The 21,958-nt window shown below is 64.1% G+C and carries 23 protein-coding genes; 10 read left to right on the top strand and 13 right to left on the bottom strand.

Features of this window, described 5'->3' with window-relative positions; genetic code table 11:
• Positions 1-234: 234 nt before the first annotated feature.
• The 9 genes from IVA74_RS00470 to IVA74_RS00430 all read right to left on the bottom strand — a co-directional run bounded on the left by IVA74_RS00470 (position 235) and on the right by IVA74_RS00430 (position 9,011).
• Positions 235-2,106, bottom strand: a complete 1,872-nt coding sequence (locus IVA74_RS00470; RefSeq protein WP_247338763.1) for a sugar phosphate isomerase/epimerase and 4-hydroxyphenylpyruvate domain-containing protein — start codon at positions 2,104-2,106, stop codon at positions 235-237.
• On the bottom strand, positions 2,103-2,843 hold the full coding sequence (locus IVA74_RS00465; protein WP_247338761.1) for an ABC transporter ATP-binding protein: 741 nt from the start codon (positions 2,841-2,843) through the stop codon (positions 2,103-2,105). Before IVA74_RS00465 ends, IVA74_RS00470 begins: the two co-directional genes overlap by 4 nt.
• Positions 2,844-2,854: 11 nt before the next feature.
• Complete coding sequence (locus IVA74_RS00460; RefSeq protein WP_247338759.1) at positions 2,855-3,598, bottom strand: ABC transporter ATP-binding protein; 744 nt, start codon at positions 3,596-3,598, stop codon at positions 2,855-2,857.
• On the bottom strand, positions 3,595-4,593 hold the full coding sequence (locus tag IVA74_RS00455; RefSeq protein WP_247338757.1) for a branched-chain amino acid ABC transporter permease: 999 nt from the start codon (positions 4,591-4,593) through the stop codon (positions 3,595-3,597). Before IVA74_RS00455 ends, IVA74_RS00460 begins: the two co-directional genes overlap by 4 nt.
• The gene (locus tag IVA74_RS00450; protein WP_247338755.1) at positions 4,590-5,465 is read right to left on the bottom strand and encodes a branched-chain amino acid ABC transporter permease; all 876 of its coding nucleotides are present in this window, start codon (positions 5,463-5,465) and stop codon (positions 4,590-4,592) included. Before IVA74_RS00450 ends, IVA74_RS00455 begins: the two co-directional genes overlap by 4 nt.
• A gap of 96 nt (positions 5,466-5,561) precedes the next feature.
• Entirely contained in the window at positions 5,562-6,692 is a 1,131-nt protein-coding gene (locus IVA74_RS00445; protein WP_247338753.1) for an ABC transporter substrate-binding protein, read from the bottom strand.
• 58 nt (positions 6,693-6,750) lie between these two features.
• Complete coding sequence (locus IVA74_RS00440) at positions 6,751-7,629, bottom strand: shikimate dehydrogenase (RefSeq protein WP_247338752.1); 879 nt, start codon at positions 7,627-7,629, stop codon at positions 6,751-6,753.
• A gap of 144 nt (positions 7,630-7,773) precedes the next feature.
• A complete protein-coding gene (locus IVA74_RS00435) occupies positions 7,774-8,712 on the bottom strand; it encodes a LysR family transcriptional regulator (RefSeq protein ID WP_247338750.1) in 939 nt (312 codons plus the stop codon).
• A gap of 122 nt (positions 8,713-8,834) precedes the next feature.
• Entirely contained in the window at positions 8,835-9,011 is a 177-nt protein-coding gene (locus tag IVA74_RS00430; RefSeq protein ID WP_247338748.1) for a hypothetical protein, read from the bottom strand.
• A 167-nt stretch (positions 9,012-9,178) separates the two neighbouring features.
• Here IVA74_RS00430 and IVA74_RS00425 point away from each other — a divergent pair, with 167 nt between their 5' ends.
• From IVA74_RS00425 to IVA74_RS00395, 7 genes are all read left to right on the top strand, one after another.
• Positions 9,179-9,907: a LuxR family transcriptional regulator gene (locus tag IVA74_RS00425; RefSeq protein ID WP_247338746.1), complete on the top strand. Its 729-nt coding sequence runs from the start codon at positions 9,179-9,181 to the stop codon at positions 9,905-9,907.
• Positions 9,908-9,990: 83 nt separating this feature from the next.
• Complete coding sequence (locus IVA74_RS00420; RefSeq protein WP_247338744.1) at positions 9,991-10,647, top strand: acyl-homoserine-lactone synthase; 657 nt, start codon at positions 9,991-9,993, stop codon at positions 10,645-10,647.
• Position 10,648: 1 nt separating this feature from the next.
• Positions 10,649-10,867, top strand: a complete 219-nt coding sequence (locus tag IVA74_RS00415) for a hypothetical protein (RefSeq protein WP_247338742.1) — start codon at positions 10,649-10,651, stop codon at positions 10,865-10,867.
• A 310-nt stretch (positions 10,868-11,177) separates the two neighbouring features.
• Positions 11,178-12,095, top strand: a complete 918-nt coding sequence (locus IVA74_RS00410) for a branched-chain amino acid ABC transporter permease (RefSeq protein WP_247324607.1) — start codon at positions 11,178-11,180, stop codon at positions 12,093-12,095.
• On the top strand, positions 12,092-13,036 hold the full coding sequence (locus IVA74_RS00405; protein WP_247338740.1) for a branched-chain amino acid ABC transporter permease: 945 nt from the start codon (positions 12,092-12,094) through the stop codon (positions 13,034-13,036). Before IVA74_RS00410 ends, IVA74_RS00405 begins: the two co-directional genes overlap by 4 nt.
• Positions 13,029-13,796, top strand: coding sequence for an ABC transporter ATP-binding protein (locus IVA74_RS00400; protein WP_247338738.1), 768 nt, complete (start codon positions 13,029-13,031; stop codon positions 13,794-13,796). The genes IVA74_RS00405 and IVA74_RS00400 overlap by 8 nt, the downstream gene beginning before the upstream one ends.
• Positions 13,789-14,517, top strand: a complete 729-nt coding sequence (locus tag IVA74_RS00395) for an ABC transporter ATP-binding protein (protein WP_247338736.1) — start codon at positions 13,789-13,791, stop codon at positions 14,515-14,517. The genes IVA74_RS00400 and IVA74_RS00395 overlap by 8 nt, the downstream gene beginning before the upstream one ends.
• A gap of 60 nt (positions 14,518-14,577) precedes the next feature.
• Here IVA74_RS00395 and IVA74_RS00390 read toward each other — a convergent pair whose 3' ends face one another.
• Complete coding sequence (locus tag IVA74_RS00390; RefSeq protein ID WP_247338734.1) at positions 14,578-16,026, bottom strand: glutamine synthetase family protein; 1,449 nt, start codon at positions 16,024-16,026, stop codon at positions 14,578-14,580.
• A 160-nt stretch (positions 16,027-16,186) separates the two neighbouring features.
• Positions 16,187-17,545 (bottom strand): aromatic ring-hydroxylating dioxygenase subunit alpha, encoded by a 1,359-nt coding sequence (locus IVA74_RS00385; RefSeq protein WP_247338733.1) that lies wholly within the window; start codon positions 17,543-17,545, stop codon positions 16,187-16,189.
• 111 nt (positions 17,546-17,656) lie between these two features.
• Here IVA74_RS00385 and IVA74_RS00380 point away from each other — a divergent pair, with 111 nt between their 5' ends.
• Positions 17,657-18,442, top strand: coding sequence for an IclR family transcriptional regulator C-terminal domain-containing protein (locus IVA74_RS00380; RefSeq protein ID WP_247338731.1), 786 nt, complete (start codon positions 17,657-17,659; stop codon positions 18,440-18,442).
• Positions 18,443-18,548: 106 nt separating this feature from the next.
• Entirely contained in the window at positions 18,549-18,881 is a 333-nt protein-coding gene (locus IVA74_RS00375) for a PRC-barrel domain-containing protein (protein ID WP_247338730.1), read from the top strand.
• Between the two features lie 75 nt (positions 18,882-18,956).
• Here the strand turns inward: IVA74_RS00375 and IVA74_RS00370 are convergent, their stop codons facing one another.
• Both IVA74_RS00370 and IVA74_RS00365 read right to left on the bottom strand, forming a co-directional pair.
• On the bottom strand, positions 18,957-19,352 hold the full coding sequence (locus IVA74_RS00370) for a group II truncated hemoglobin (protein ID WP_247338729.1): 396 nt from the start codon (positions 19,350-19,352) through the stop codon (positions 18,957-18,959).
• Positions 19,353-19,364: 12 nt separating this feature from the next.
• Positions 19,365-20,273 (bottom strand): helix-turn-helix transcriptional regulator, encoded by a 909-nt coding sequence (locus tag IVA74_RS00365; RefSeq protein ID WP_247338728.1) that lies wholly within the window; start codon positions 20,271-20,273, stop codon positions 19,365-19,367.
• A 136-nt stretch (positions 20,274-20,409) separates the two neighbouring features.
• Between IVA74_RS00365 and IVA74_RS00360 the strand changes: the two genes are divergently transcribed.
• A complete protein-coding gene (locus IVA74_RS00360; protein WP_247338727.1) occupies positions 20,410-21,951 on the top strand; it encodes a benzoate-CoA ligase family protein in 1,542 nt (513 codons plus the stop codon).
• Positions 21,952-21,958 lie beyond the last annotated feature (7 nt).

The following is a 21,958-nucleotide window of genomic DNA, read 5'->3' as shown; positions in this document are numbered from 1 at the left end:
GGCAAGCCGGGACCAAAAACCATGCGCTTGGGGCTCGAAGCCCTCCAGCGCATCAAATTTGGCGCCTCACTGCGAATGGCCGATGTGTGAATCCGATAGCCGCTCGCGGGGAGAGGGGCTCTCAGCTCTCTCCCCGTCATTGCGAGCGCAGCGAAGCAATCCAGAATCTTTCCGCTGAGGGATTCTGGATTGCTTCGTCGCAAGGGCTCCTCGCAATGACGGCGTAGAGAGAGTCTACACCCGCGGCATGCTCGCAGGCCGCACTTCGCGCGCCTGCGCTGCAAGCCTGATCCCGGCATTGGCCGCGCCGAAGCCCTGATAATCCCGCCGCTCCACGATCTCGAAGAAAAACCGCTCGTCGAAAATGTGGGTGTAGACCTGGAAGAATTCTCCGTCGCCTTCGCGATCGTAGAGGATGTGGTTGGCGCGCAGCTGCGCCATCAGCTCGGGTGCCAGATCGTACTTGGCTTCGATGTCGTCGTAGTAATTATCAGGGATATCCAGGAAATCAGCGCCGCGCTTGCGCATCTCCGCGACCGCCGCAAAAATGTCCCGGCACGTGAACGCGACGTGCTGCACGCCTGAGCCGAAAAACTCCGAGATGAAGCGCGCCGGCAGTGTACGGTTGGCGGATGAGCCGTTAAGCACGAAACGCAGGCTCTGGTCGTCATTGATGACGGCCTGGCTCTGCACGAGCCCTCTGGGATCGGCGATCTCCATCTGTGGCAGACGCGTCAGGTCGAGGATCCCGGTGTAGAACAACAGCCAGGACAGCATCTCGTCATAGGGCATCGACTGCGCGATGTGATCGACGGCCAGCAGCGCGTCCGCGCCGGCGTCGCTCGCAATCGGCTCGAAATCCGTGTCCCAGTTCTTGCCGGCCTGATCGAGGAAATACAGCAGGCTGCCGCCGACGCCATGGATCGCGGGAATTTCGAGTTCGCCCGGCCCGACCGGCTGGTAGAACGTGCGCGCCTTCAGCGTCTCGGCGCGTTGCATGGCAAGGCCGGCATTGTCGACCTCGATCGCGATGGCGCAGACGCCGGGACCGTGCGTGACATAGTGCGAATGCGCAAAGCCGTCGGTCTCGGAGTTGACGACGAGTTCGACCTTGCCTTGCGACCAGCGTTCCACCGCCTTGCTGCGATGCTTGCCGGTCTTGCGGAAGCCGAGCTGCGAAAGCAGGTGGGCGAGTTCGCCGGCCTTGGTCTCGTTGACGGCAAACTCGATGAATCCCGTACCGCGACTTTTGGCCTTCGGCGCCAGGGGCTCGCTGATGAGCTTTGGCCAATCCGGTGCAAGCTGGTCCTCCAGCAGAATCAGCGAGCGCAGGCCGTCGACCGCGGTCTGCATGGCCGAGCCGGCGCGGAACTGGTCGTTGAAGATCTCCAGCGACAGCGGCCCCGCATAGCCGGTCGCCGCGATCGCCGCCATGAACTCGCCGACCGGCAGATCGCCCTGGCCGGGGAAGGAGCGGAAGTGCCGGCTCCACGACAGGATGTCGAGCTCGAGTTTTGGTGCATCCGCAAGCTGGACCAGAAAGATCTTGTCGCCGGGGATCGAGGCCATCGCGCGAACCGGAAAGCCGGGGGCGAGCGCGTGAAAGCTGTCGAGGATGACGCCGATCGCGGGGTGATCGGCGCGCCGCACGATCTCCCAGGCGTCGCGGTAGTCGTTGACGTGGCGTCCCCAGGCCAAAGCCTCGTAGCCGACGCGCAAGGACCGTTTTGCCGCGCGCTCGCCGAGCTCGCGAAAATCATCCGCAGCGCGGTCGATGCCGCCGAGCGAGCTGGGGGACACGTTGGAGCAGATCAGCAGCAGGTCGGTACCGAGCTCCTGCATCAGGTCGAACTTGCGCTCGGCGCGGGCAAAGTTGCGCGAACGCTGCGGTTCCGGCATGCCCTCGAAATCGCGGAACGGCTGAAACGCGCAAATCTCGAGATTGAGGTCGCCGCAGAGCTTTGCGATGTCGCGCGGGCTTGCGCCGAACGACAGCAGATCGTTCTCGAAAATCTCGACCATATCGAAGCCGGCGGATGCGATGGCGCGGAGCTTTTCGTCGAGGCTGCCTGACAGGGAGACGGTCGCGATCGAGCGCTTGTTCATGCTGCGTTGTCCTCCTCCATCGCACCGCCCAGGAAGAGCTGGCCGATTCGCGGGTCGTTCAGGATTCGCTTCGCGCCGTCGACCATGCGGGTCTGGCCGAGCTCAAGCACGATGCCGATGTCGGAAATCTCCAGCGCCGAGCGTGCGTTCTGCTCGATCATCAAAATCGTGACGCCCCGGTCGCGCAGGGATTTCAGGATGTCGAAAGTCTGCTGCACCATCAGCGGTGACAGGCCGATCGAGGGCTCGTCGATCAGCACGAGCTTTGGTTCGAGCAGCAGCGAGCGGGCGATTTCGAGTTGCTTCTGCTCGCCGCCGGACAATGTGGAAGCCTGCTGCGTCGATTTCCGCCGCAGCACCGGGAACAGGTCGAGCGCGGCCTTGATCCGGCTCTGCAGGTCGATGCCCTTGCCCGCGGAAACGCCGCCGAGCTCGATGTTGTGGCGCACCGACAACTCGGGAAAGATGTTGCGGCCCTGCGGCACGTAGCAGATGCCAACATTGAGCAGCGCGCGCTGGCTCAAATTGGTGACGTCGCGGCCGGCAAAACTGATCTTGCCCTCGCGCAGCTTGAGCAGGCCGAAGATCGCCTTGAACACGGTGGACTTGCCGGCGCCGTTCGGGCCGATGATGGTGGTGATGGTGGCCTGCGGCACGGCGAAGGTCGTGCCGTTCAAAATCGTCATCTTGCCGTAGCCGCCGACGAGATTGTGAACCGAGAGGATCGGATCGCTCATGATGGCTCTCCCTAATGTCCGAGATAGGCTTCAATCACGGCGGGATCCTTGCGGACCTCGTCAGGCCGTCCCATCGCCAGCACCTTGCCTTCCGCCATCACCATCACGCGCGAGCACAGCGACATCACGAATTCCATGTTGTGCTCGATCACGACGAACGTGGCGTTCTTCTCGCGGTTGATCGCGACCAGCCGCTCCTTCAAATCCGTCAGCATCGACGGGTTGACGCCGCCGGCGGGCTCGTCGAGCAGCACCAGGCGCGGTCCACCCATGAAGGCCATGGCGGCGTCGAGCAGCTTCTGTTGGCCATAGGAGAGTCCGCCGGCCGGCTCGTCGGCGAGATGATCGAGCTTGAAAAAGCCGATCATCTGGTTGGCAGCCTCCGTCAGTCCGGCATCGGAGCGGCCGACCAGGCGCGAGGCCATGCTGCCCTGGTGCTCCTGGCCTGCGAGGATCAGGTTCTCGCGCACCGAGAGCTTTGGAAACACTTGCAGGAGCTGGAAGGTGCGGCTGACCCCGAGCTTGTTGAGCTCGGCAGGGCGCAGGCCGGTGACCACCTTGCCGTCGAGCTTGACCTCGCCGCCTGATGGCGTGAGCTGGCCGAGGATGCAGTTGAACAAGGTGGACTTGCCGCAGCCGTTCGGGCCGATCAGGCCGAGGATCTCGCCTTCGCGCACGTCGAAAGAGACGCCGCCGACGGCACTGATGCCGCCAAAGTTCTTCTTGATGTCGGTGACTTCGAGGACTGCGCTCATTGCACCGTCTCCAGCCGGGATTTTGCGACAGCGCGCAGCGTAGAAGCCGCCTTGGTGCGGCGTTCGGCCAGATAGCGATCCAGGATTCCCAAAATGCCGGTCGGCGACCAGATCAGCAGCCCCATCACCGCGATCGCGTAGAGCATCAGATAATAGCCCTCGGTGAAGCGCAGCCATTCCGGCAGCAGCACGGCGATCATCGCGCCCAGGAACGGACCCAGGAAGAAGCCGGCGCCGCCGACGATCACCATCATCAAGAGGTCGAGCGAGAGCGACAGGTTGAACGGCACGGGATCGATATATTGCGTCAGCGGCGCATAGAGCGCGCCGGCCACGCCGCCGAGCGCCGAGCCGATCGCGAACGCCATCAGCGTATAGCGGCGCGTGTCGACGCCGAGCGATTGCGCGCGCAGCGGATTTTCGCGCAGCGCCATGAACGCGCGGCCCCAGGGTGAGCGGATCAGCCACCACACCGCCAGCGACACGATCGCGAGCGAGCCGAGGCAGACATAGTAGAACGGCAGCGGCTTGCTGGTTGGGATGCCGAAGATGTGCGGGCGCGGAATGTTGGAGATGCCGTAGATGCCGCCGGTGAGCCAGCTCTCGTTGCGAAACACCAGGAAGGCCAGCGTGGAGAAGGCGAGCGTGACGAAGGCGAGGTAGTGGTGCTGCACCCGCAGCGCGGGGTAGCCGAGCACCCAGCCGACCGCGAAGCTCAACGCGATCGCGACGACGATCGCCGCCGGCAGCGGCCAGCCATGCGTGGTCATCATCGCTGCCGCGTAAGCGCCGATGCCGACGAAGGCGCCCTGCGCCAGCGAGACCTGGCCGGCATAGCCGAGCGTGAGGTTGAGGCCCATGGCGGCGATCGCCATCACCGCCCACTGGCTCAGGATGAACAGGCCATAACGGTTGAAGTTCATGGGGATGACGATCAGCGCGGCGATGACGATGAGGCCGAGCGCGATCTTCAGAGGCTTGGCGAAGGCGCTCATACGGTGCGCTCCTCGGCGCGGCCGAGCAAGCCCTGCGGCCGGAACAGGATGACGGCGATCAGGATGATCATCGGCACAGCGGCGCGGTATTGCGTCGAGACGTAGGCGGCGGCGAGATTGTCGAGCACGCCGATCAGGAGGCCGCCCGCGATCGCGCCGCGCACCTGGTTGAACCCGCCGACGATCGCGGCGATGAAGGCGGCCTGGCCCAGCACCTCGCCCGATGTAAATTTTGCGAGATAGATCGGCGTAATCAACAGCGAGGCGAGCGCGACCAGGAACGCATTGATCAGGAAGGTCAGGAGGATCATGCGCTCGACCGGGACGCCGATGATGCGCGCCACCGTCGGGTTCTGCGCCGCCGCCTGCATCTGGTGGCCGAGCGAAGTTCGGTTCAGGAGCGCGGTCAGACCGGAGACAGCAAGGATGGCGAGGACGAGGACGCCGATGCTTTGCAGCGAGACGGCGTGGCCGAGGATGGAGACGTCGCCGGTCGGTACGATCGAGGGGAAGGGTGAGGCCTCGGCGCTGAAGAACTGCTTCACGGCCTCTTTGATGCCGATCGCGAGCGCCATCGTCGCGATCGCAAGCGGCAGCACGCCATGGCGCATCATCGGATCGACCAGCAGCATCTTGAAGGCGAGGCCCAGCAGCAGCATCGAGAGCAGGATGCCGAGGATGATCGCGAGCCAGAACGGCGCGCCGGCATGCATTGCTGCCAACATCAAAAATGCCGGCAGCATCACGAACTCGCCTTGCGCGAAATTGATGGTCTGCGAGGTCTGCCACAGCAGCGTGAAGCCGACCGCGACCAGCGCATAGATCGCGCCGGTGGCAAGTCCCGCGACCAGAAGATCGAACAGATTTGACATGGGTTCTCTTTGATCGTTAGAGCCCGAGTGAAAGCGCGTTCAGGTCTATCACTCCCTCTCCCGGCAAGAGCGGGGCGAGGGAGAAGAAAGAAGCCCTCACTTCACCTTCGGCAGCACCTGCTTCACGACCTGCTTGCCTTCGACCACCTCGACCAGAAAGCTCTGGCGATCGATGTCGCCGGTGTCGCTGAAGGTGACGTCCATCAGGATGCCCGGCTCGTCCGCGGCCTTGATGGTCAGGCCATGCAGCGTGTCGGCGAAGGCTTTGGAATCGACTTTGCCCATTTTTTCGGTCGTGGCTTTCACCATGTAGACCGCAAGATAGCCCTTCAGGCCGTTATGGTCGGGCACGTAATTGTACTTCTTCGCGAATTTGTCGCGAAACGTCTTGATCAGGTCGACCGGGGCGTCGGTGGTCAGGCCGACATGGCCGCGCGCGCCATTGGCCGCATCGCCCGCGAGCTCGATCACCTTCTGGCCGATCAGCGTGGTCTCGCCCATCAGCGGCGCGGTGACGCCCTGACGCTTCAGTTCCTTCAGGATGCGCGCGCTCTCTTCCTCGTTCAGGTAGACGAACACGGCGTCGGGATTGGCCGCCTTGATCTTGCCGACGTCGGCGGCGAAATCCGCCTGGCCCGCTTCGGTGGAGAGATCGGCGACCACCTTGGAGCCGAGCCGGTCGAGCTCCTTGACCACGACGTCGCGACCGCCGCGGCCGAAATCATTGTTGACCCAGACCACCGCGACCGACTTCGCCTTCATGTCGTCGTGAATGTAATTGGCGACCTTCGGCATCGAGGATTGCTGGCCGAACGAGGTGCGGAACAGGAATTTGTTTCCGGCCTGCGTCAACTCGGCGGCTTCGCCGCCCATGATCTGCGCGATGCCGGCTTCGGCTGCGAGCGGCGCGGTGACCTTCACGGAGCCGGAATAGCCGGGCCCGAGCAGCACATAGGGCTCGGCGTCGAGCGCCTTCTGCACCTGCGCGCGCGCAACGCCGGGGTTGGATTGCGAGTCCGCATGGGTGACCTCTAACTTGCGGCCGAGCACACCGCCCTTGGCGTTGATCTCTTCGATCGCGAGGTCGATGCCGTTCTTCCAGTTGGTGCCGACGGTTGCGCCGCCGCCGGAAAGCTCGGCGACGTCGGCGAGCTTGATCGCCTGGGCGTGAACACTGGTTGCAGTCGCGAAGGCAAGCAGGGCGCCCGCCAGAATGGCCGATTTCATGGTCTATCCTCCCATTTTTCGTTGATGTTGTTCGCGGCCTTGTGTCCGGCCGCTTTGGTTACGCTGCGTGATAGGCCGAGCTTCGTGCCGCCATCACCTCGTCAAATGCCTCTCCCATGACCTCGGTCGATGGGGCAAGGCCCGTGAACAGTTCGAAAGCGTCGGCGGCCTGGTAGATCGCGAGCTCCCGCCCGGTCATGATCCGCGCGCTCGTGGCTTGTGCGGCCGCGAGCAGCGGCGTGATCAGCGGCGAGTAGACGGCATCCGCAACCCACAATTTTTCATGCAGCAGCGTGGCCGGGACCGGCATGCCGCGGTTCGGCAGCATCCCGACCGGCGTGCCGTTGACGAGGCCGGTCGCGCCTTGCAGCGCGTCCTCGATGCTCGACGCCAGCCTTGCGACGCCCTGTGCGGCGAGCAGGGAGACGAGCGTCTCGGCGCGCGCCGGCTCGCTGTCGAAGATGCGGATGTCGGTCACGTCCAGGCTCGCCAGCGCAAACGCGATCGCCTTGCCGACGCCGCCGGCGCCGATCACGGCGACGGCGTTGCCCGACGGCGCCAGCAGTGGCGCCACCGCGCGCGCGAAGCCGGTGGTGTCGGTGTTGTGGCCGGTCAGCCGGCCGTCCCGGGCGACGACGGTGTTGACCGCGCCCATCGCGGCAGCGCCCGGCGCCAGTTCGTCGAGCAGCGGGACCACCGCTTCCTTGTAGGGGTAGGTGACGTTGACGCCGCCAAAGCCGAGCCGCCGCACGCCCTCGAGCATCAAGCGAAGCCCGGCCGCATCGGCGCCGGCGACCTCGATGAGCTGGTAGTGGCCGCGCAAGCCCAGAGCCTCGGCGGCGCTCTCATGCATGGCGGGGGATGCGGAATGCGCGATCGGCGCGCCGATCAGGCCGGTGAGGAGCTTTTTGCTGGCGGCGTATCCGCGCTCGGACATGGTTCGCTATCGTCTCGTTGGGAGTGTTCGGTCCCGGCCATTAGCGGGGAAATCCGCGCAATTCCAAGGGGGCTTCCATGTGCGACGATAGTCTTTCCCCTGCCTAACACAATTACCCATTTATCTGGCAAACCTAACATAATGTTATTTCTTGCGCCCGCGCGAAGGGATGGCCTTGCCGTTGATGCGGGACGGCTCCACCGCGCGCATCTCGGCGCGCAGGGACTCGATGAAATACTCGACGTGAAGCGACAGCGGCGCGCCGCGCTTCACCGCGATGTAGGTGTCGAACCGCGTCGGCTCGGTGATCTTCAGGAGCTCGACGCCGGGATAGCCGCCGTGGGCGACCGTGAACTGGTCGATGATGGCGATGCCGAGCCCCGCCTTCACCAGCGCGCAGACCGTGGTACCGAAGCGCGCGCGGATGGTGATGTTGTAGTCGAGCCGGTTGCGCGCAAAGATCTCGGCCATGATCCGGCCGTAAGGGTCGTTGGGATCGATGCCGATCAGCGGATAGCGGGTGATCTCGGCCGCGGAAACCTGCTTGCGGCCGGCGAGCTCATGGCCTGATGGCACGATGCAATAGAGCTCGCCGGAGGCGAGCGGCATGAAGTCAAGCCCGGAATGGTCGAGCCGATAGCTCATCGCGACGCACTCGCCGCGGCCGAGCAGGAGATAGTCGATGGCTTCCTCGAGCTTGAGGATGTTGATGTCGATGCCGAGGTCGGGATAGCGGCGGCGGACGCGCTCGATCGCGCGCGGCACCATCACCTGCGAGATGCTCGGTACCGAGCCGATGCGCAGCTCCGACAATCCACCGCGGCCGATCTTGGAGATGAGCTCGGAGAGGTCGTCCACCTTCTTGTAGACGCCGTTGATCTGCTCGAAGATGTTCTCGGCTTCCGGCGTCGGGAAATAGCGGCCGTTCTGGCGCTGGAAGAAGCGGATGCCGAGCGAGCGTTCGGTGTATTTGACGAGGCGGCTGATCCCCGGGGCCGAAACGTTGAGCAGCTTCGCCGCGCCGCCGATGGTGCCCGTCACCATCACGGCACGGATCACTTCAACCTGGCGCAGCGTCATCATGTCCTGGGCATCCGAAAGATAATCGTGGTCGCGATCATCTCACGAGAGCCGCGAGGTCATCCAGCGGCAAATGTTCGACAACGTGAATTGGCGGCGCGCGCCCCGCGCTGCCGTGACCGCGTTTAGCTCGACGGTCCTTCGGGCGACACGCTGCCGGGTCGTTCCGGGCGCTCGCTTTGCAGCACCTCGCGCGCGAACTCGATGATCTTCTGCTTGTTCGCCGTTTCACGGACGGCGAAAAACACGCGGTTGAGTTCCAGGCCGAGAACGCTGTTGAGGGCGATGTCCTCGTCTTCCATCGTGGTTTTCCCGCTTCAGACGTCATAGGTGTAACTTGACGTCTCATCTTCCACAAGTAGATCAAAGCTTCGAGGTCAATGGGATACCGGACAACTACGGAAACGGTGAATTGAGGCAGCCCGCGAAGACGTGCTATACCGGAGCCCAAGGGTCAGGAAACGCACCGATGTCCGCCGTGGATTATGGCCGGGAGGCGCTCGACTTCATTGAAGGCCTGGCGGCCTATCGTAAGGTTCCGGACGCTATGAACGCGCTCGAAGGGGCGTTCGGGCGCTTCGGCTTCGAAACCATCATCGTGACAGGGTTGCCGAATCCCGACCAGCGGTTCGCACAGATGGTGCTCGCCAAGCGCTGGCCCGCGGAATGGTTCAGTCTCTACACACAGAACAACTACGACCGCGTCGACCCGGTGGTGCGGATGTGCCGACAATCGGTCAACCCGTTCGAATGGTCGGAAGCGCCCTATGATGCCGAACTCGATCCGGGCGCGGCGGAGGTAATGAACCGCGCCGGCGATTTCCGCATGTCGCGCGGCTTCATCGTGCCGATCCACGGGCTCACCGGCTATGAGGCCGCCGTGTCGCTCGGGGGCATCCATCTCGATCTCAACGCCCGCAGCAAGCCGGCATTGCACCTGATGGCGATGTACGGCTTCGACCACATTCGCCGTCTGCTCGATCCGGCGCCGTATTCGTCGACACGCCTCACCCCGCGCGAGCGCGAAGTGATCTCCTGGGCCTCGCAGGGCAAGTCGGCCTGGGAAATCGGCGAGATCCTGCACATCACGCAGCGTACCGCCGAAGAGCATCTTGCAACCGCCGCGCGCAAGCTCGGTGCCGTCAACCGCACGCATGCGGTTGCACTGGCGATTCGCAACAAGATCATCAATCCCTAACCGACGTACTGGGAAATTTCCCAATATCGAGCCTGCCTCTTTTCGCAGACGCTGCTCCCCATTAAGGACGAATGGGGGCTTTCATGATTCACGCCATTTCTGCGGTAAATCGTCACCTTTACGAAGACGTGCTCGAGCGGCATTTCCGGCTGCGGCACGACATCTTCGTCGAAGAGCGCCACTGGGAGGCACTTCGCAAACCTGATTGCCGCGAGATCGATTCCTATGACGACGAGGATACCGTCTATCTGCTCGCGCTGGAGGGGCGGCGCGTCATCGGCGGTCACCGGCTCTACCCGACTACCAAGTCTTCAATGATGAGCGAAGTCTTCCCGCATCTGGCGGCGGTGCGCGGCTGTCCGGCGGATCCGCTGGTCTGGGAATGGTCGCGCTACTTTGTCGTGCGCGATCGCCGCGACGGCGCGCTCAACCTGCAACTGATGACGGCGGTGCAGGAGTTCTGCCTCGGTCAGGGGATCGCGCAAGTCAGCGCGATCATGGAAACCTGGTGGTTGCCGCGCTTTCATGAGGCCGGCTTCGTCGTGACCCCGCTCGGTCTGCCGACTCTGGTGGAGAACGCATGGACCATGGCGGCGACGATCGACATTCGTCGGGAGACGCTCGATGCCCTGCATGATCGCATCGGCATGCCTTCGATCGTGCAACAGGACGGCCCGCGTTTGGACGCCGTCGCCCGTGCCAACCTCTGCGGCCTCGCCGCGCAACGAAAGAGCGCTTGAAATGTCGAACATGATGCGGAACAGCCAGATCATGGCGCAGACCAAGGACGAGAATCTCGGCTACATGTCCGACATGGCGCTCGAGCTTGCGCAGATGGCGGAAGACACCGGATTGGGGACGCTCGCCTATCTGTTCCGGATGGCGGCGCTGGAGGCCTCGACGGCCAACAGCGTGCTCGCTGAACCGGATAACCTTTCCCGGCAGATGACGTCGCACTAGGCGCCATCCTTCCTGACGTTGCGACGAATTTCACACCCTTCCTCCGGCAACGGGGGGAGGGTGATCGTTTGGGTGCGGCAGGTTGACCCATCCCGCGCGGCAGCCTTCTTGCACAGCGCTTTGCATGGCGGCGCTCGCTCGCATGCATCGGCATGCAACAAAGTGCATGTTTGGTGTCAAATCGCTCTTGCCTCGGAACGATACTGCCATTACCCATTTTTCCGCCTTGTACAGGCAGGGGGAGCTCTTTCACTGATGGCGACCGTGTTCGAACATCGGCGCGAACCTGCGTGCGCCTGAAAGAGTTTTGATGTTGCTCGTCGTCGAACAGTTCTTGAACGGATTGCAGTTCGGCCTGCTGCTGTTTCTGCTCGCCGCCGGCCTGACGCTGGTGTTCGGGATCATGGATCTCGTCAACCTCGCGCACGGCTCGCTCTACATGATGGGCGCCTATTTCGCCGCGACCTTCGCAGCCTGGACCGGCAGCTTCCTGCTCGGCGCGCTGCTGGCGCTCGGCGCGACGCTCGTGCTCGGCATCGTGCTGGAGATGAGCGCGCTGCGGCATCTCTACGGACGTGACCATCTCGACCACGTGCTCGCGACCTTCGGCCTGATCCTGTTCTTCAACGAAGCCGTGCGGCTGATCTGGGGGCCGGCCGGCCTTGCGCTGCCGCTCCCGGCTTGGCTCACCGTGCCGGTGCCTATCCTGCCCGGCATTCACTATCCCGCCTATCGCCTCGCCATCATCGCGGTGGCGCTGCTGGTCGCGCTCCTGCTCTATCTCGGCGTGATGCGTACCCGCATCGGCATGCTGATCCGCGCCGGCGCCTCCAATCGCGAGATGATCGGCGCGCTCGGCATCAACATCAAGCTGCTCTACACCCTGGTTTTCGGCCTCGGTGCCGCGCTGGCCGGCCTTGCCGGATTGATGCAGGCGCCGATCCTCACCGTGCAGATCGGCATGGGCGAGAACATTTTGATCCTCGCCTTCGTCATCATCGTGATCGGCGGCATCGGCTCGATCCGCGGCGCCTTCCTGGCCGCGATCTTCGTCGGCATGATCGACACGCTCGGCCGCGCCTTCCTGCCCAATTTATTGCGGCAGGTGCTGAGCGGCGCCGCTGCTTCCACCGCCGCGCCCGCGCTATCGTCCATGCTGATCTATCTGCTGATGGCGATCGTGCTGGTGGTGCGGCCGGAGGGGCTGTTTCCGGCCAACCGTCGATGAAGACTTTCACTGTGAGCAAGGCCGTCACGGCCCTGATGCTGGCGGGCCTCGTGCTGCTGCCGCTCTATTCGCAAGCCTCCGGCAACATCTTCATCCTGACGCTGTTCACGCGCATCGTCATCCTGGCGCTGGCGGCCGCGAGCCTCAACCTCATCATGGGTTTTGGCGGCATGATGAGTTTTGGCCACGCCGCCTATCTCGGCATCGGCGGCTATGCGGTCGGCATGCTGGCGCAGGAAGGCGTCGGAAGCGGCTTCATCCAGTTTCCGGTCGCGCTCGCGGCCTCCGCTACTTACGCGCTGGTCATCGGCGCGCTCTCGCTTCGCACGCGTGGCGTTTACTTCATCATGATCACGCTCGCCTTCGCGCAGATGGCCTATTACGTCGCCTCGGGGCTGGCGCGTTACGGCGGCGATGACGGCCTCACCATTTACAAGCGTAGCGACTTCTCCGGGCTGATCAATCTGTCGAATCGCACGCAGTTCTACTATCTCTGCCTCGCCTGCCTGTTCGGCGTGGTCTTCCTGATCTGGCGCATCGCCAATTCGCGCTTCGGTCTCGTCTTGCAGGGCCTGCGCTCCAACGAGCAGCGCATGCAGGCGATCGGCTTTCCCTCGAAACGCTACCAGCTGGTCTGCTTCGTCATCTCGGGCACGATGTGCGGCCTCGCCGGCGCGCTGCTCGCCAACAATACCGATTTCGTCAGCCCGGCCGTGATGTACTGGACGCGTTCCGGCGACCTCATGGTGATGGTGATCCTCGGGGGCATGGGCACGCTGTTCGGTCCGGTCATCGGCGCGGTGGTATATTTGCTGCTGGAAGAATTCTTGTCGCAGCTCACCGAATACTGGGCGCTGATCATGGGCCCGCTGTTGCTGCTGGTCGTGCTGTTCGGCCGCGGCGGCATCATGGGCCTGCTCGGGAGGCTCAACCGTGGCTGAACCGCTGCTCCGCGTTGACAAGCTGGTGCGCCGCTTCGGCGGCATCATTGCCACGGACAACGTCTCGCTCGACGTCGCGGCAGGTGAGCTGCACGCCATCATCGGCCCGAACGGCGCCGGCAAGACCACGCTGATCAGCCAGCTCACCGGGCATCTGGAGCCGCATTCCGGCAGCGTCTCGCTGGCGGGGCGCGACATCACTTATTTGCCGGCCTATCGCCGCTGCGCGCTGGGCCTGGCACGTTCGTTCCAGATCACTTCGCTGCTGCTCGATTTCACCGCCGCCGACAACGTCGCGCTCGCGGCGCAAGCGCATGCCGGCACCTCGTTCCGCTTCTTCGCCGATGCGCGCAAGGAAAAAGGCCTGCGCGATGCCGCGCATGCCGCGCTCGACCGCGTCGGTCTCGCCCATCGTGCCGATGTCCTGGTGTCCAGGCTCAGCCATGGCGAGCGTCGCCAGATCGAGCTTGCGGTTGCGCTGGCAAGCAAGCCGAAGCTGTTGCTGCTCGACGAGCCGATGGCGGGTCTCGGCGTCACTGAGTCCCAGCGCATGGTGCAGCTGCTCCAGGAGCTGCGGAAGGAAGTCTCGATCGTGCTGGTCGAGCACGACATGCCCGCGGTGTTCGCGCTCGCCGACCGTATCTCGGTACTGGTCTATGGCCGCGTCATTGCCTCTGGCGATCCGGCCGCGATCCGGGCGAACGAGGACGTCAAGCGCGCCTATCTCGGCGAGGCGCATGTGGTGACGCACCATGTCTGAAAAAGTGGCGGCTGACGCGCTGCTCGAGGTCGACGGCATCGAGACCTGCTACGGCCTGTCCCAGGTGCTGTTCGGCTTGTCGCTGTCGATCAAATCAGGCGAGATGGTCTCGCTGATGGGCCGCAACGGCATGGGCAAGACCACGACCATCCGCTCCATCATGGGCCTGACGCCGGCGCGCGCGGGCAGCATCCGCTTCGCGGGCTCGGAAGTGCGGACGCAGCCGTCCTACCGAATCGCAAAACTCGGTGTGGGCCTCGTCCCCGAGGGACGTCAGATATTCCCGAACCTCACCGTGCGTGAAAATCTGGTCGCGGCCGCCGCGGATCGCTTTGGCAGCGCCAATCCCTGGACGCTGGCGTCGATCTACGTGATGTTTCCGCGCCTCGCCGAGCGCGTCTCCAACATGGGCAACCAGCTCTCCGGCGGCGAGCAGCAGATGCTCGCCATCGGCCGCGCGCTGATGACCAACCCGAAGCTCCTCATTTTGGATGAAGCGACCGAAGGCCTGGCGCCGCTGATCCGCGAAGAGATCTGGAACTGCCTGTCGCTGCTCAAGAGCCGGGGACAGTCGATCCTGGTCGTCGACAAGAACGTCGACCACCTCGCCCGCATCTGCGACCGCCACACCATCATCGAGCGCGGCAAGACGGTGTGGAGCGGCACCTCCGAAGAGCTGATGGCGGAACCGGATCTGCAGCACAGATATCTGGGAATTTGAGCCTCCGCTCTCTCCCGTCGTTACGTGCGTAGCGAAGCAATGACGGGGAGAAAGCCGAGGTCAAAACACCTCGAAATATTCGCGATGCTCCCAGTCGGTCACCTCGGACAGGAAGCGGTCGATCTCGGCGTTCTTGATGTGGGTGTAGTAGTCGACGAACTCGGCGCCGAGTTTTTCGCGGAAGAACGGATCGTCCTTCAACGCGCTGACCGCGTCACGAAGCGACTTCGGCAGGAGCGGGGCCTTGGTCTCGTAGGGTGCGTCGGCGGACGGGCCGGGGTCCAGCTTGCGGTCGATGCCGTCGATGCCGGAGAGAATCTGCGAGGCCATGTAGAGATAGGGATTGGCGGCGGGCTCGCCGATGCGGTTTTCAAGGCGCGTGGCGGCATCGCCGGCCGCGCCGAGCACGCGGATCATCACGCCGCGATTGTCGCGGCCCCAGATCGCGCGGTCCGGCGCCAGCGAATAGGAGCGGTAGCGCTTGTAGCCGTTGATGGTCGGGGTGGTGAACACTGTAGATGCGCGGGCGTGGTCGAGCAGGCCGGCGAGCCAGGCCCGGCCGAACGGGCTGAGCGGTTCGCCGCCCTCCTTGGTCGCTTCCTTGGCCATGAACTGGTTGTCGCCGCTCGTGCGTGAGACGACCGATTGGTGGAGATGCCAGCCGCTCGCGAACAGGTTCGGCAGCTTCGGCCGACACATGAAGGTGGCGTGATAGCCGTGGCGGTGCGCGATCTGCTTCACGGCAGAGCGGAACAGCACCATATTGTCGGCGGGCTCCAGCCCTTTCTTCGGCGCGAAGGTGAATTCGCACTGGCTTGGCCCGAACTCGACCTCGACCGAACGCAAGGGCAGCCCGAGCGCGACGATGTCACGCCGCAAAATCTCCAGCACCGGCTCCATCTGATCGAAGCGCTGCTCGGTGAGGTACTGATAGCCGTGGCTGAGCAAGCTCACCGAGGGCGGCGTGCCTGGCTGTCCCGCATCCTCCGGGCGCATATGCGCGTCGTCGAGCTTGAAGATGTGGAATTCGACCTCGAGGCCCGCCACGAAATCGTGGCCGCGGCGTCCAAGCTCGTCGAGCGCCTTGCGATAAAGCGCGCGCGTCGCAAACGGCACGGGACGGCCGTCATTGAAATAAAGATCGCAAAGCACCCAGCCCGTCGCCGGCGCCCATGGCAGCACGCGGAACGTGGTGGGATCGGCGACCATCAGCGCGTCGGCCGCGCCCTCCATCTCCTTCATGCCGAAGCCGCCGCCTGACGTGAACACCGGAAACACCGTGCGGTGCGAGGTGTCCTTGGCGAGCATGGTCGTGGTGATCGAACAGCCGCTTTCCAGCGCGGCGATCGCCTCCGAGGCGATGATGGTCTTGCCGCGCAGAATGCCGTGCTGGTCGGGAAAGGCGAGGCGGATGACTTCGAGATTTTTCTCCTCGACGAGACGGCGCATGCGGGTCGCCGCGTCCTTCTGCTCATCCGACCACAGCGCATGACGCGCGACGAAACTCACTATGTTTGCTCCTTCAGTCACCGATGCACGACGGGTGCAAGACGCCTGCCACATTCTCCGTCATTGCGAGCGCAGCGAAGCAATCCAGTATCCCTCCGCGGAGACAGTCTGGATTGCTTCGCTTCGCTCGCAATGACGAAGGAGACATCTGCACCAGGCCTCACTCCGCCGCCGTCAGCCGGTGCACGTTGTCCGCGATCTCCTTCGGCACCGGTGCCGTCCACGGCGCGCCGCGGCGGCGCTTGACGTCGACTTCCATCCAGTAGGTCTCCCAGCCACGTGTCGGCCCGATGCCGTCCATGGTCGCCGGACCCTGGATGCTGCGTGCGGTGCTCTCGTCGAGATGCAGCATCGGCTTCTCGCCGCCCGCGACCTTCTCGATCTCCTGCCGCAGCAGGCGGCGGTACTGCACGATCGCCTTGTCGCTTGTGCCGAGGTGCTCCCTTGTGCGGTCCTGGATCGCGCCCATCGACTCCACCGCCCATTGGTCGTGGACGTTGATGTCGGTGCCCATGCCGGTATAGGTCGCGGTCTGCTGCTCGTGCGGATCGAAGCCGTAATCGTTGTTGCTGTTCTTGCGCGATTTGTAGTCCGGCAACTCGTAAAGCTCGAGCCGCTGGTCGCGCATCTTCTGCTTGTCGACCGGGTTCGAATAGCTGGTGAAGATCGCGTACCAGTAGCAGTTCTCGTCGTCTACCGGCACGTGCCACTGCGTGATCGTCATCTCCGTGCTCATGGGAATGACGAAACCGTGCGGGAAGAGCTGGTTGGTGACGCGCACATGCGTCCGCTCCTCGTCGATCTCGCGCAGCGCGATCAGCCGCAGGCCGTATTCGGTGTGCTCGACATTGATGATCGGGCGGTCGTACTCGCGCAAAATCTTCGTCATCGGCAACTCGCTGCCTGCGGAGGCGCCGCGGAACTGCTTGCCATACGCCGTGGACGTGTCCTCGTCCTCAAAGAAGCGATGCAGATAGGACGCGTGCGCGGGATCGATGCCGACTTCGAGTGCCTGGAGCCAGTTGCAGGCCATATGGCCTTTGAACGCAAAGGTGTGCGTGCCGGGCGCGACAAAGCAATCGAGTTCGGGAAATGCCGGCGGTTCACCTTCGCCGAGCCAGGCCCAGAGGATGCCGCTCTTCTCCACCACGGGATAGGAGCGCTGGCGAATGTTCTGGCAAAGCTTTGAGTCCTTCGGCTCGGCCGGCGTCTCGATGCATTGTCCGGTCGCGTCGAACAGCCAGCCGTGGAATGCGCAGCGCAGGCCGCCATGCTCGAGCCGTCCGAAGGCGAGATCGGCGCCGCGATGCGCGCAGTGGCGATCGATTAGGCCGTAGCGTCCGGTCTCGTCGCGAAACAGCACCATGTTTTCGCCGAGCAGCTTGACGGGGCGGATCGGGCGATCGCCGTCGAGCTCGTCCACCAGTGCCGCCGGCTGCCAATAGCTCCGCATCAGCTTTCCGCAAGGGTTCTTCGGACCGGTGCGTGTGATCAGGTCGTTCTGCTCCTGGCTCATCATGGCGAGTGCATCCTTGTGGAGTGGCGTTTGTTCGCCTATTGAACGAATGGGCGAATTATGACATGCCTTGGATCGGCAGCAAGCACTATTTTGCAGGAATGTCCCGACGCCATGCCCAAGCTGAAGCGAAGCGAGAGCGACGAACGCGCGACGGATTTCGTCGAGAGTCTCGATCGCGGCCTGCGCCTGCTGCAATGCTTCGGCACCGCGGCCGGCTCGATGACGCTGAGCGATCTCGCCCGCGCCGCCGATCTGCCGCGCGCCACCGCGCGGCGCATGCTGTTCACGCTCCAGCGCGGCGGCTTCGTCGCCGGCGACGGCAAGCTGTTTTCACTGACGCCACACGTGCTGACACTGGCCGCATCGTATCTGCGGTCTAGCCAACTCGTCACGGTCCTGCAACCGGTGCTCGATCGCGTCGCGACAGCGGCCAACGAGATCTGCTCGCTCGCGGTGCTCGACGGCGACGAGGTCGTGTTCATCGCGCGCAGCAGCCCGGCGCGCATGTTCTCAGGCGGGCTCGAAATCGGCTACCGCCTGCCGGCGTTCTGCACCTCGGTCGGCCGCGCCATGCTCGGCCAGCTCGATGATGCCGAGCTCGTTGCGCGCCTGAAAGCGATGAAGCGTGAGGCGCTGACGCCGCAGACGGAGACCGATCCCAAGGCGTTGCTCGCGCGCATCGTCGCCGACCGCGCGCAGGGCTATTCGCTGGTCGACCGCGAAGCCGAGCCCCATTTCCGCTCGATCTCCGTCCCCGTCCGCCGCTACGACGGCGTGTTCGTCGCCGCCATCAACATGGGCGCCCATGTCGACCGGGTGCCGGCGCAGGAATTGGTCGGCCGCTTCCTGCCGCTGTTGCGGGACGGTGCGGAGTCGGTGCGTTCGCAGCTGTTGTAGCTGAGGCCAGGAGAGTAAAAAGCCCAGAGAGCAAAGAGGTGGGTTTCGCTCGTCCTGCCTGGCAGGCTATAATGCGCGCGGCAAAAAAGAGAACAGGGAGGACGCCATGCACCATACCATGGTTCCCAGTGATCGCGTGGAGCATGTCGCCGTCTACGGGCGCGACGGCACCAAGCTCGGCACGATCGAGCGGTTGATGCTCGACAAGGTGAGTGGAACGGTCGCCTACGCCGTGATCAAGACCGGCGGGCTGCTCGGCACCCACCATCATTATCCTCTGCAGTGGAGCGCACTGAGATATGATCCAGGACGTCAGGTCTTCCAGGTCGAGCTGACGCCGGAGCAACTGAGCAGCGGCCCCTGCGAGGTCGATGGCGATGAATTCGACTGGGGTGACCGCTCGCGGCCTTACCCGCATCCGAATTACTGGTCGATCTAGTCGCGTCGCAAGTCTCATAGTCCGGGTCAGCGAAGCGGTACCCGGAACGCCACACGTCGGCCTTGATCGACGCTTTTACGGCCGGTTGCGCATCCAGTCGGCGAGGCCGGACAGCGCCTTGTCGAGGTCTTGCCGCGCGGCAGCATCGACGACCGTTTCCTCCAGCGCGCCGCGCATGCAGAGCATCCATGCATCACGCTCGGCGTCGCCGATGGCAAAGCCGATGTGGCGCTGGCGCAGCCGCGGGTGGCCCTTCTCGACCGAATAGAGTTTAGGGCCGCCGGTCCATTCGGTGAGATAGCGCTTCAGCACATCCCTGATCGCGCCGAGATCGGCGGCGTGCATCGCGCGGATGACCTGCGCCTCCGGCAGTGTGTCCATGCGATCGTAGAAGCGATCGACCAGCCGATCGATCGTGGCACTGCCGCCGATCCGCTCGAACATCGAGATTGCGACGTCGCTCTCGGTCATCCGCGTCCCGGCCTACAGCGCCACGCTGCGCAGCCCGAAGCTGCGCGCCTCGTTTTGCAGCACCGGCCGCACCGCATCGATCAGTCGCGCCGCGGCGGCATCGACGGAAAGTCCCGCCGTGTCCACCACCGCCGTCGCGCGCGCATACAGCGGCTCGCGGCTCAAGAGGATGTTGCGCAGCTCTGCCATAGCGGAGCGGTCGTCGGCCATCGGGCGCAAATCGCCCTGGCGGCGGACGCGGGCCATGTGCTCCTCGGGCTCGGCCTTGAGCCAGATCGTGTAGAACGACGACAGGATCTGGTCGAAGGTCAAAGGCTCCGAGACGATGCCGCCGCCGGTCGCCAGCACCATCAGCTCGTTTCGCGCGAGCAGCTGTTGCAGCGCCGCCTGCTCCATGCGGCGAAAGCCTTCCTGGCCGTAGAGCGCGATGATCTCGGCCACCGAGAGGCCGTTCTGCTGCTCGACCTCCTTGTTGAGCTCGACGAAGCTCCAGCCGACCTTCTTCGCCAGCATCCTGCCGAGCGTGGATTTGCCGGCGCCGCGCAGGCCGATCAGCGCGATGCCGCAGAACGGCGCGCGCCGCGGCGCCGATGCGCTGCCGCCGGCGAGCAAATCCTTGGCTTGCGCGATCTGCGCAGGCGTCGCCTTGCGCAAGAGATCGCGAAACATCTGCCAGTCCGGGGCCGGATCGGCTGAGGGAAGCAGGTCTTCCAGATGCGCGCCCATCGCGTCCGATACGCGGCGCAGCAGCACGATGGAGACGTTGCCCTTGCCGCTTTCGAGCTGCGCGATGTAGCGCTCCGAAATTCCTGATACCTTGGCGAGCACTTTGCGCGACATGCCGCGCAGCGCGCGCATGGTGCGCACGCGCTGGCCGAGCTGTTCGAGAAATCGGGATTCGGCGTCGGGACTGTCGGTCATGGACTACGGATCACGGGCCTTCTTGAGCGGATGTCCTGCGGCGCATATTAATGAAACATAGTGCCTGCTGGCATTGACAGCAAGCCGCCACAGTGTCTTTCTATGAATTATAATTCTAAATTCGGGGGAGAAGTCCGTGAGCGAGGGATCCTATAACGCGGTGACCTGGCTGCTCGACCGGAACGTCGAGGAGGGTCGCGGCAACAAGACCGTGTTCGACGACACCGTCTCCCGGCTCACCTATGGCGAGCTCCAGCACCAGACCCGCCGCACCGCCAACATGCTGCGCCGGCTCGGCGTCCGCCGCGAAGAGCGCGTGGCCATGATCATGCTGGATACGGTCGATTTCCCCGTCGTGTTCCAGGGTGCGATCCGCGCCGGCATCGTGCCGGTGCCGCTGAACACGCTGCTGACATCAGATCAATACGCCTACATCCTCGCCGACTGCCGCGCGCGCGTGCTGTTTGTCTCCGAGGCGCTCTATCCCGTCATCAAGGACGTCGTCGGCCGCATGCCCGATCTCGAGCATGTCGTGGTGTCCGGCGCCAAGCTCAACGGCCACAAGCAGCTCGCTGAAGAGCTCGCGGGCGAGAGCGACCAGTTCACGACCGCCGCGACGCATCCCGACGAGCCGGCGTTCTGGCTCTATTCCTCAGGCTCGACCGGCATGCCCAAGGGCGTGCGCCACATCCATTCGAACCTGCAGGCGACCGCCGATACTTACGCGAACCAGGTGCTTGGCATCCGCGAGAACGACGTTTGTCTTTCTGCGGCAAAGCTGTTCTTCGCCTACGGCCTCGGCAATGCGCTGACCTTTCCGATGTCGGTCGGTGCCACCGTGGTGCTCAACAGCGAACGGCCGACGCCAGCGCGCATGTTCGACCTGATGAACCGCTACAATCCTTCGATCTTCTACGGCGTGCCGACATTGTTCGCGGCGATGCTCAACGACGAGGCGATGAAGAGCGAGCGTGGCGGCAAATCTTTGCGCATCTGCACCTCGGCCGGCGAGGCGCTCCCTGAATCCGTCGGCAACAGCTGGAAGGCGCGCTTCAACGTCGACATTCTCGACGGCGTCGGCTCGACCGAGCTGTTGCACATCTTCCTGTCGAATGCGCCCGGCGACATCAAATACGGTTTCTCCGGCAAGCCGGTGCCGGGCTATGCAGTGCGGCTCGTCAACGAGGCCGGCCAGGATGTCGCCGACGGCGAGGTCGGCGAGCTGTTGGTTGACGCGCCCTCTGCCGGCGAGGGCTACTGGAACCAGCGCCACAAGAGCCGCCGCACATTTGAAGGCCCTTGGACCCGCACCGGCGACAAATATGTCAGGGATGGCGAGGGCCGCTACACCTTCTGCGGCCGCGCCGACGACATGTTCAAGGTCTCCGGCATCTGGGTCTCGCCGTTCGAGGTCGAGAGCGCGCTGATCACGCATCCCGCCGTGCTGGAAGCCGCCGTCGTGCCCGAAGCCGATCCGGAAGGGCTGCTGAAGCCGAAGGCCTTCGTCGTGCTGCGTCCCGGCGCGACGACGACGGACTTGCAGGAGATGCTCAAGGAGCACGTCAAGCAGAAGATCGGCCCATGGAAATATCCGCGCTGGATCGACGTGGTGGACTCTTTGCCGAAGACGGCGACGGGCAAGATCCAGCGGTTCAAGCTGCGGGACGGGGCGAATTGAGTAACAG

It is taken from the genome of Bradyrhizobium sp. 132, from assembly GCF_023074185.1.
In the GTDB taxonomy this organism is placed as follows: domain Bacteria; phylum Pseudomonadota; class Alphaproteobacteria; order Rhizobiales; family Xanthobacteraceae; genus Bradyrhizobium.
The sequence above is the reverse complement of the archived record's forward strand: the minus strand, read 5'-3'. Positions and strand labels throughout refer to the sequence as shown.

Bases quoted from the DNA above. Each gene is read 5' to 3' on its own strand.
- IVA74_RS00465 (WP_247338761.1), bottom strand. From the start codon at position 2,843: ATGAGCGATCCGATCCTCTCGGTTCACAATCTCGTCGGCGGCTACGGC.
- IVA74_RS00435 (WP_247338750.1), bottom strand. From the start codon at position 8,712: ATGATGACGCTGCGCCAGGTTGAAGTGATCCGTGCCGTGATGGTGACG.
- IVA74_RS00445 (WP_247338753.1), bottom strand. From the start codon at position 6,692: ATGAAATCGGCCATTCTGGCGGGCGCCCTGCTTGCCTTCGCGACTGCA.
- IVA74_RS00370 (WP_247338729.1), bottom strand. From the start codon at position 19,352: ATGACCGAGAGCGACGTCGCAATCTCGATGTTCGAGCGGATCGGCGGC.
- IVA74_RS00415 (WP_247338742.1), top strand. From the start codon at position 10,649: ATGTCGAACATGATGCGGAACAGCCAGATCATGGCGCAGACCAAGGAC.
- IVA74_RS00380 (WP_247338731.1), top strand. From the start codon at position 17,657: ATGCCCAAGCTGAAGCGAAGCGAGAGCGACGAACGCGCGACGGATTTC.
- IVA74_RS00470 (WP_247338763.1), bottom strand. From the start codon at position 2,106: ATGAACAAGCGCTCGATCGCGACCGTCTCCCTGTCAGGCAGCCTCGAC.
- IVA74_RS00385 (WP_247338733.1), bottom strand. From the start codon at position 17,545: ATGATGAGCCAGGAGCAGAACGACCTGATCACACGCACCGGTCCGAAG.
- IVA74_RS00410 (WP_247324607.1), top strand. From the start codon at position 11,178: ATGTTGCTCGTCGTCGAACAGTTCTTGAACGGATTGCAGTTCGGCCTG.
- IVA74_RS00405 (WP_247338740.1), top strand. From the start codon at position 12,092: ATGAAGACTTTCACTGTGAGCAAGGCCGTCACGGCCCTGATGCTGGCG.
- IVA74_RS00425 (WP_247338746.1), top strand. From the start codon at position 9,179: ATGTCCGCCGTGGATTATGGCCGGGAGGCGCTCGACTTCATTGAAGGC.
- IVA74_RS00455 (WP_247338757.1), bottom strand. From the start codon at position 4,593: ATGAGCGCCTTCGCCAAGCCTCTGAAGATCGCGCTCGGCCTCATCGTC.
- IVA74_RS00375 (WP_247338730.1), top strand. From the start codon at position 18,549: ATGCACCATACCATGGTTCCCAGTGATCGCGTGGAGCATGTCGCCGTC.
- IVA74_RS00420 (WP_247338744.1), top strand. From the start codon at position 9,991: ATGATTCACGCCATTTCTGCGGTAAATCGTCACCTTTACGAAGACGTG.
- IVA74_RS00450 (WP_247338755.1), bottom strand. From the start codon at position 5,465: ATGTCAAATCTGTTCGATCTTCTGGTCGCGGGACTTGCCACCGGCGCG.
- IVA74_RS00395 (WP_247338736.1), top strand. From the start codon at position 13,789: ATGTCTGAAAAAGTGGCGGCTGACGCGCTGCTCGAGGTCGACGGCATC.
- IVA74_RS00430 (WP_247338748.1), bottom strand. From the start codon at position 9,011: ATGGAAGACGAGGACATCGCCCTCAACAGCGTTCTCGGCCTGGAACTC.
- IVA74_RS00365 (WP_247338728.1), bottom strand. From the start codon at position 20,273: ATGACCGACAGTCCCGACGCCGAATCCCGATTTCTCGAACAGCTCGGC.
- IVA74_RS00440 (WP_247338752.1), bottom strand. From the start codon at position 7,629: ATGTCCGAGCGCGGATACGCCGCCAGCAAAAAGCTCCTCACCGGCCTG.
- IVA74_RS00460 (WP_247338759.1), bottom strand. From the start codon at position 3,598: ATGAGCGCAGTCCTCGAAGTCACCGACATCAAGAAGAACTTTGGCGGC.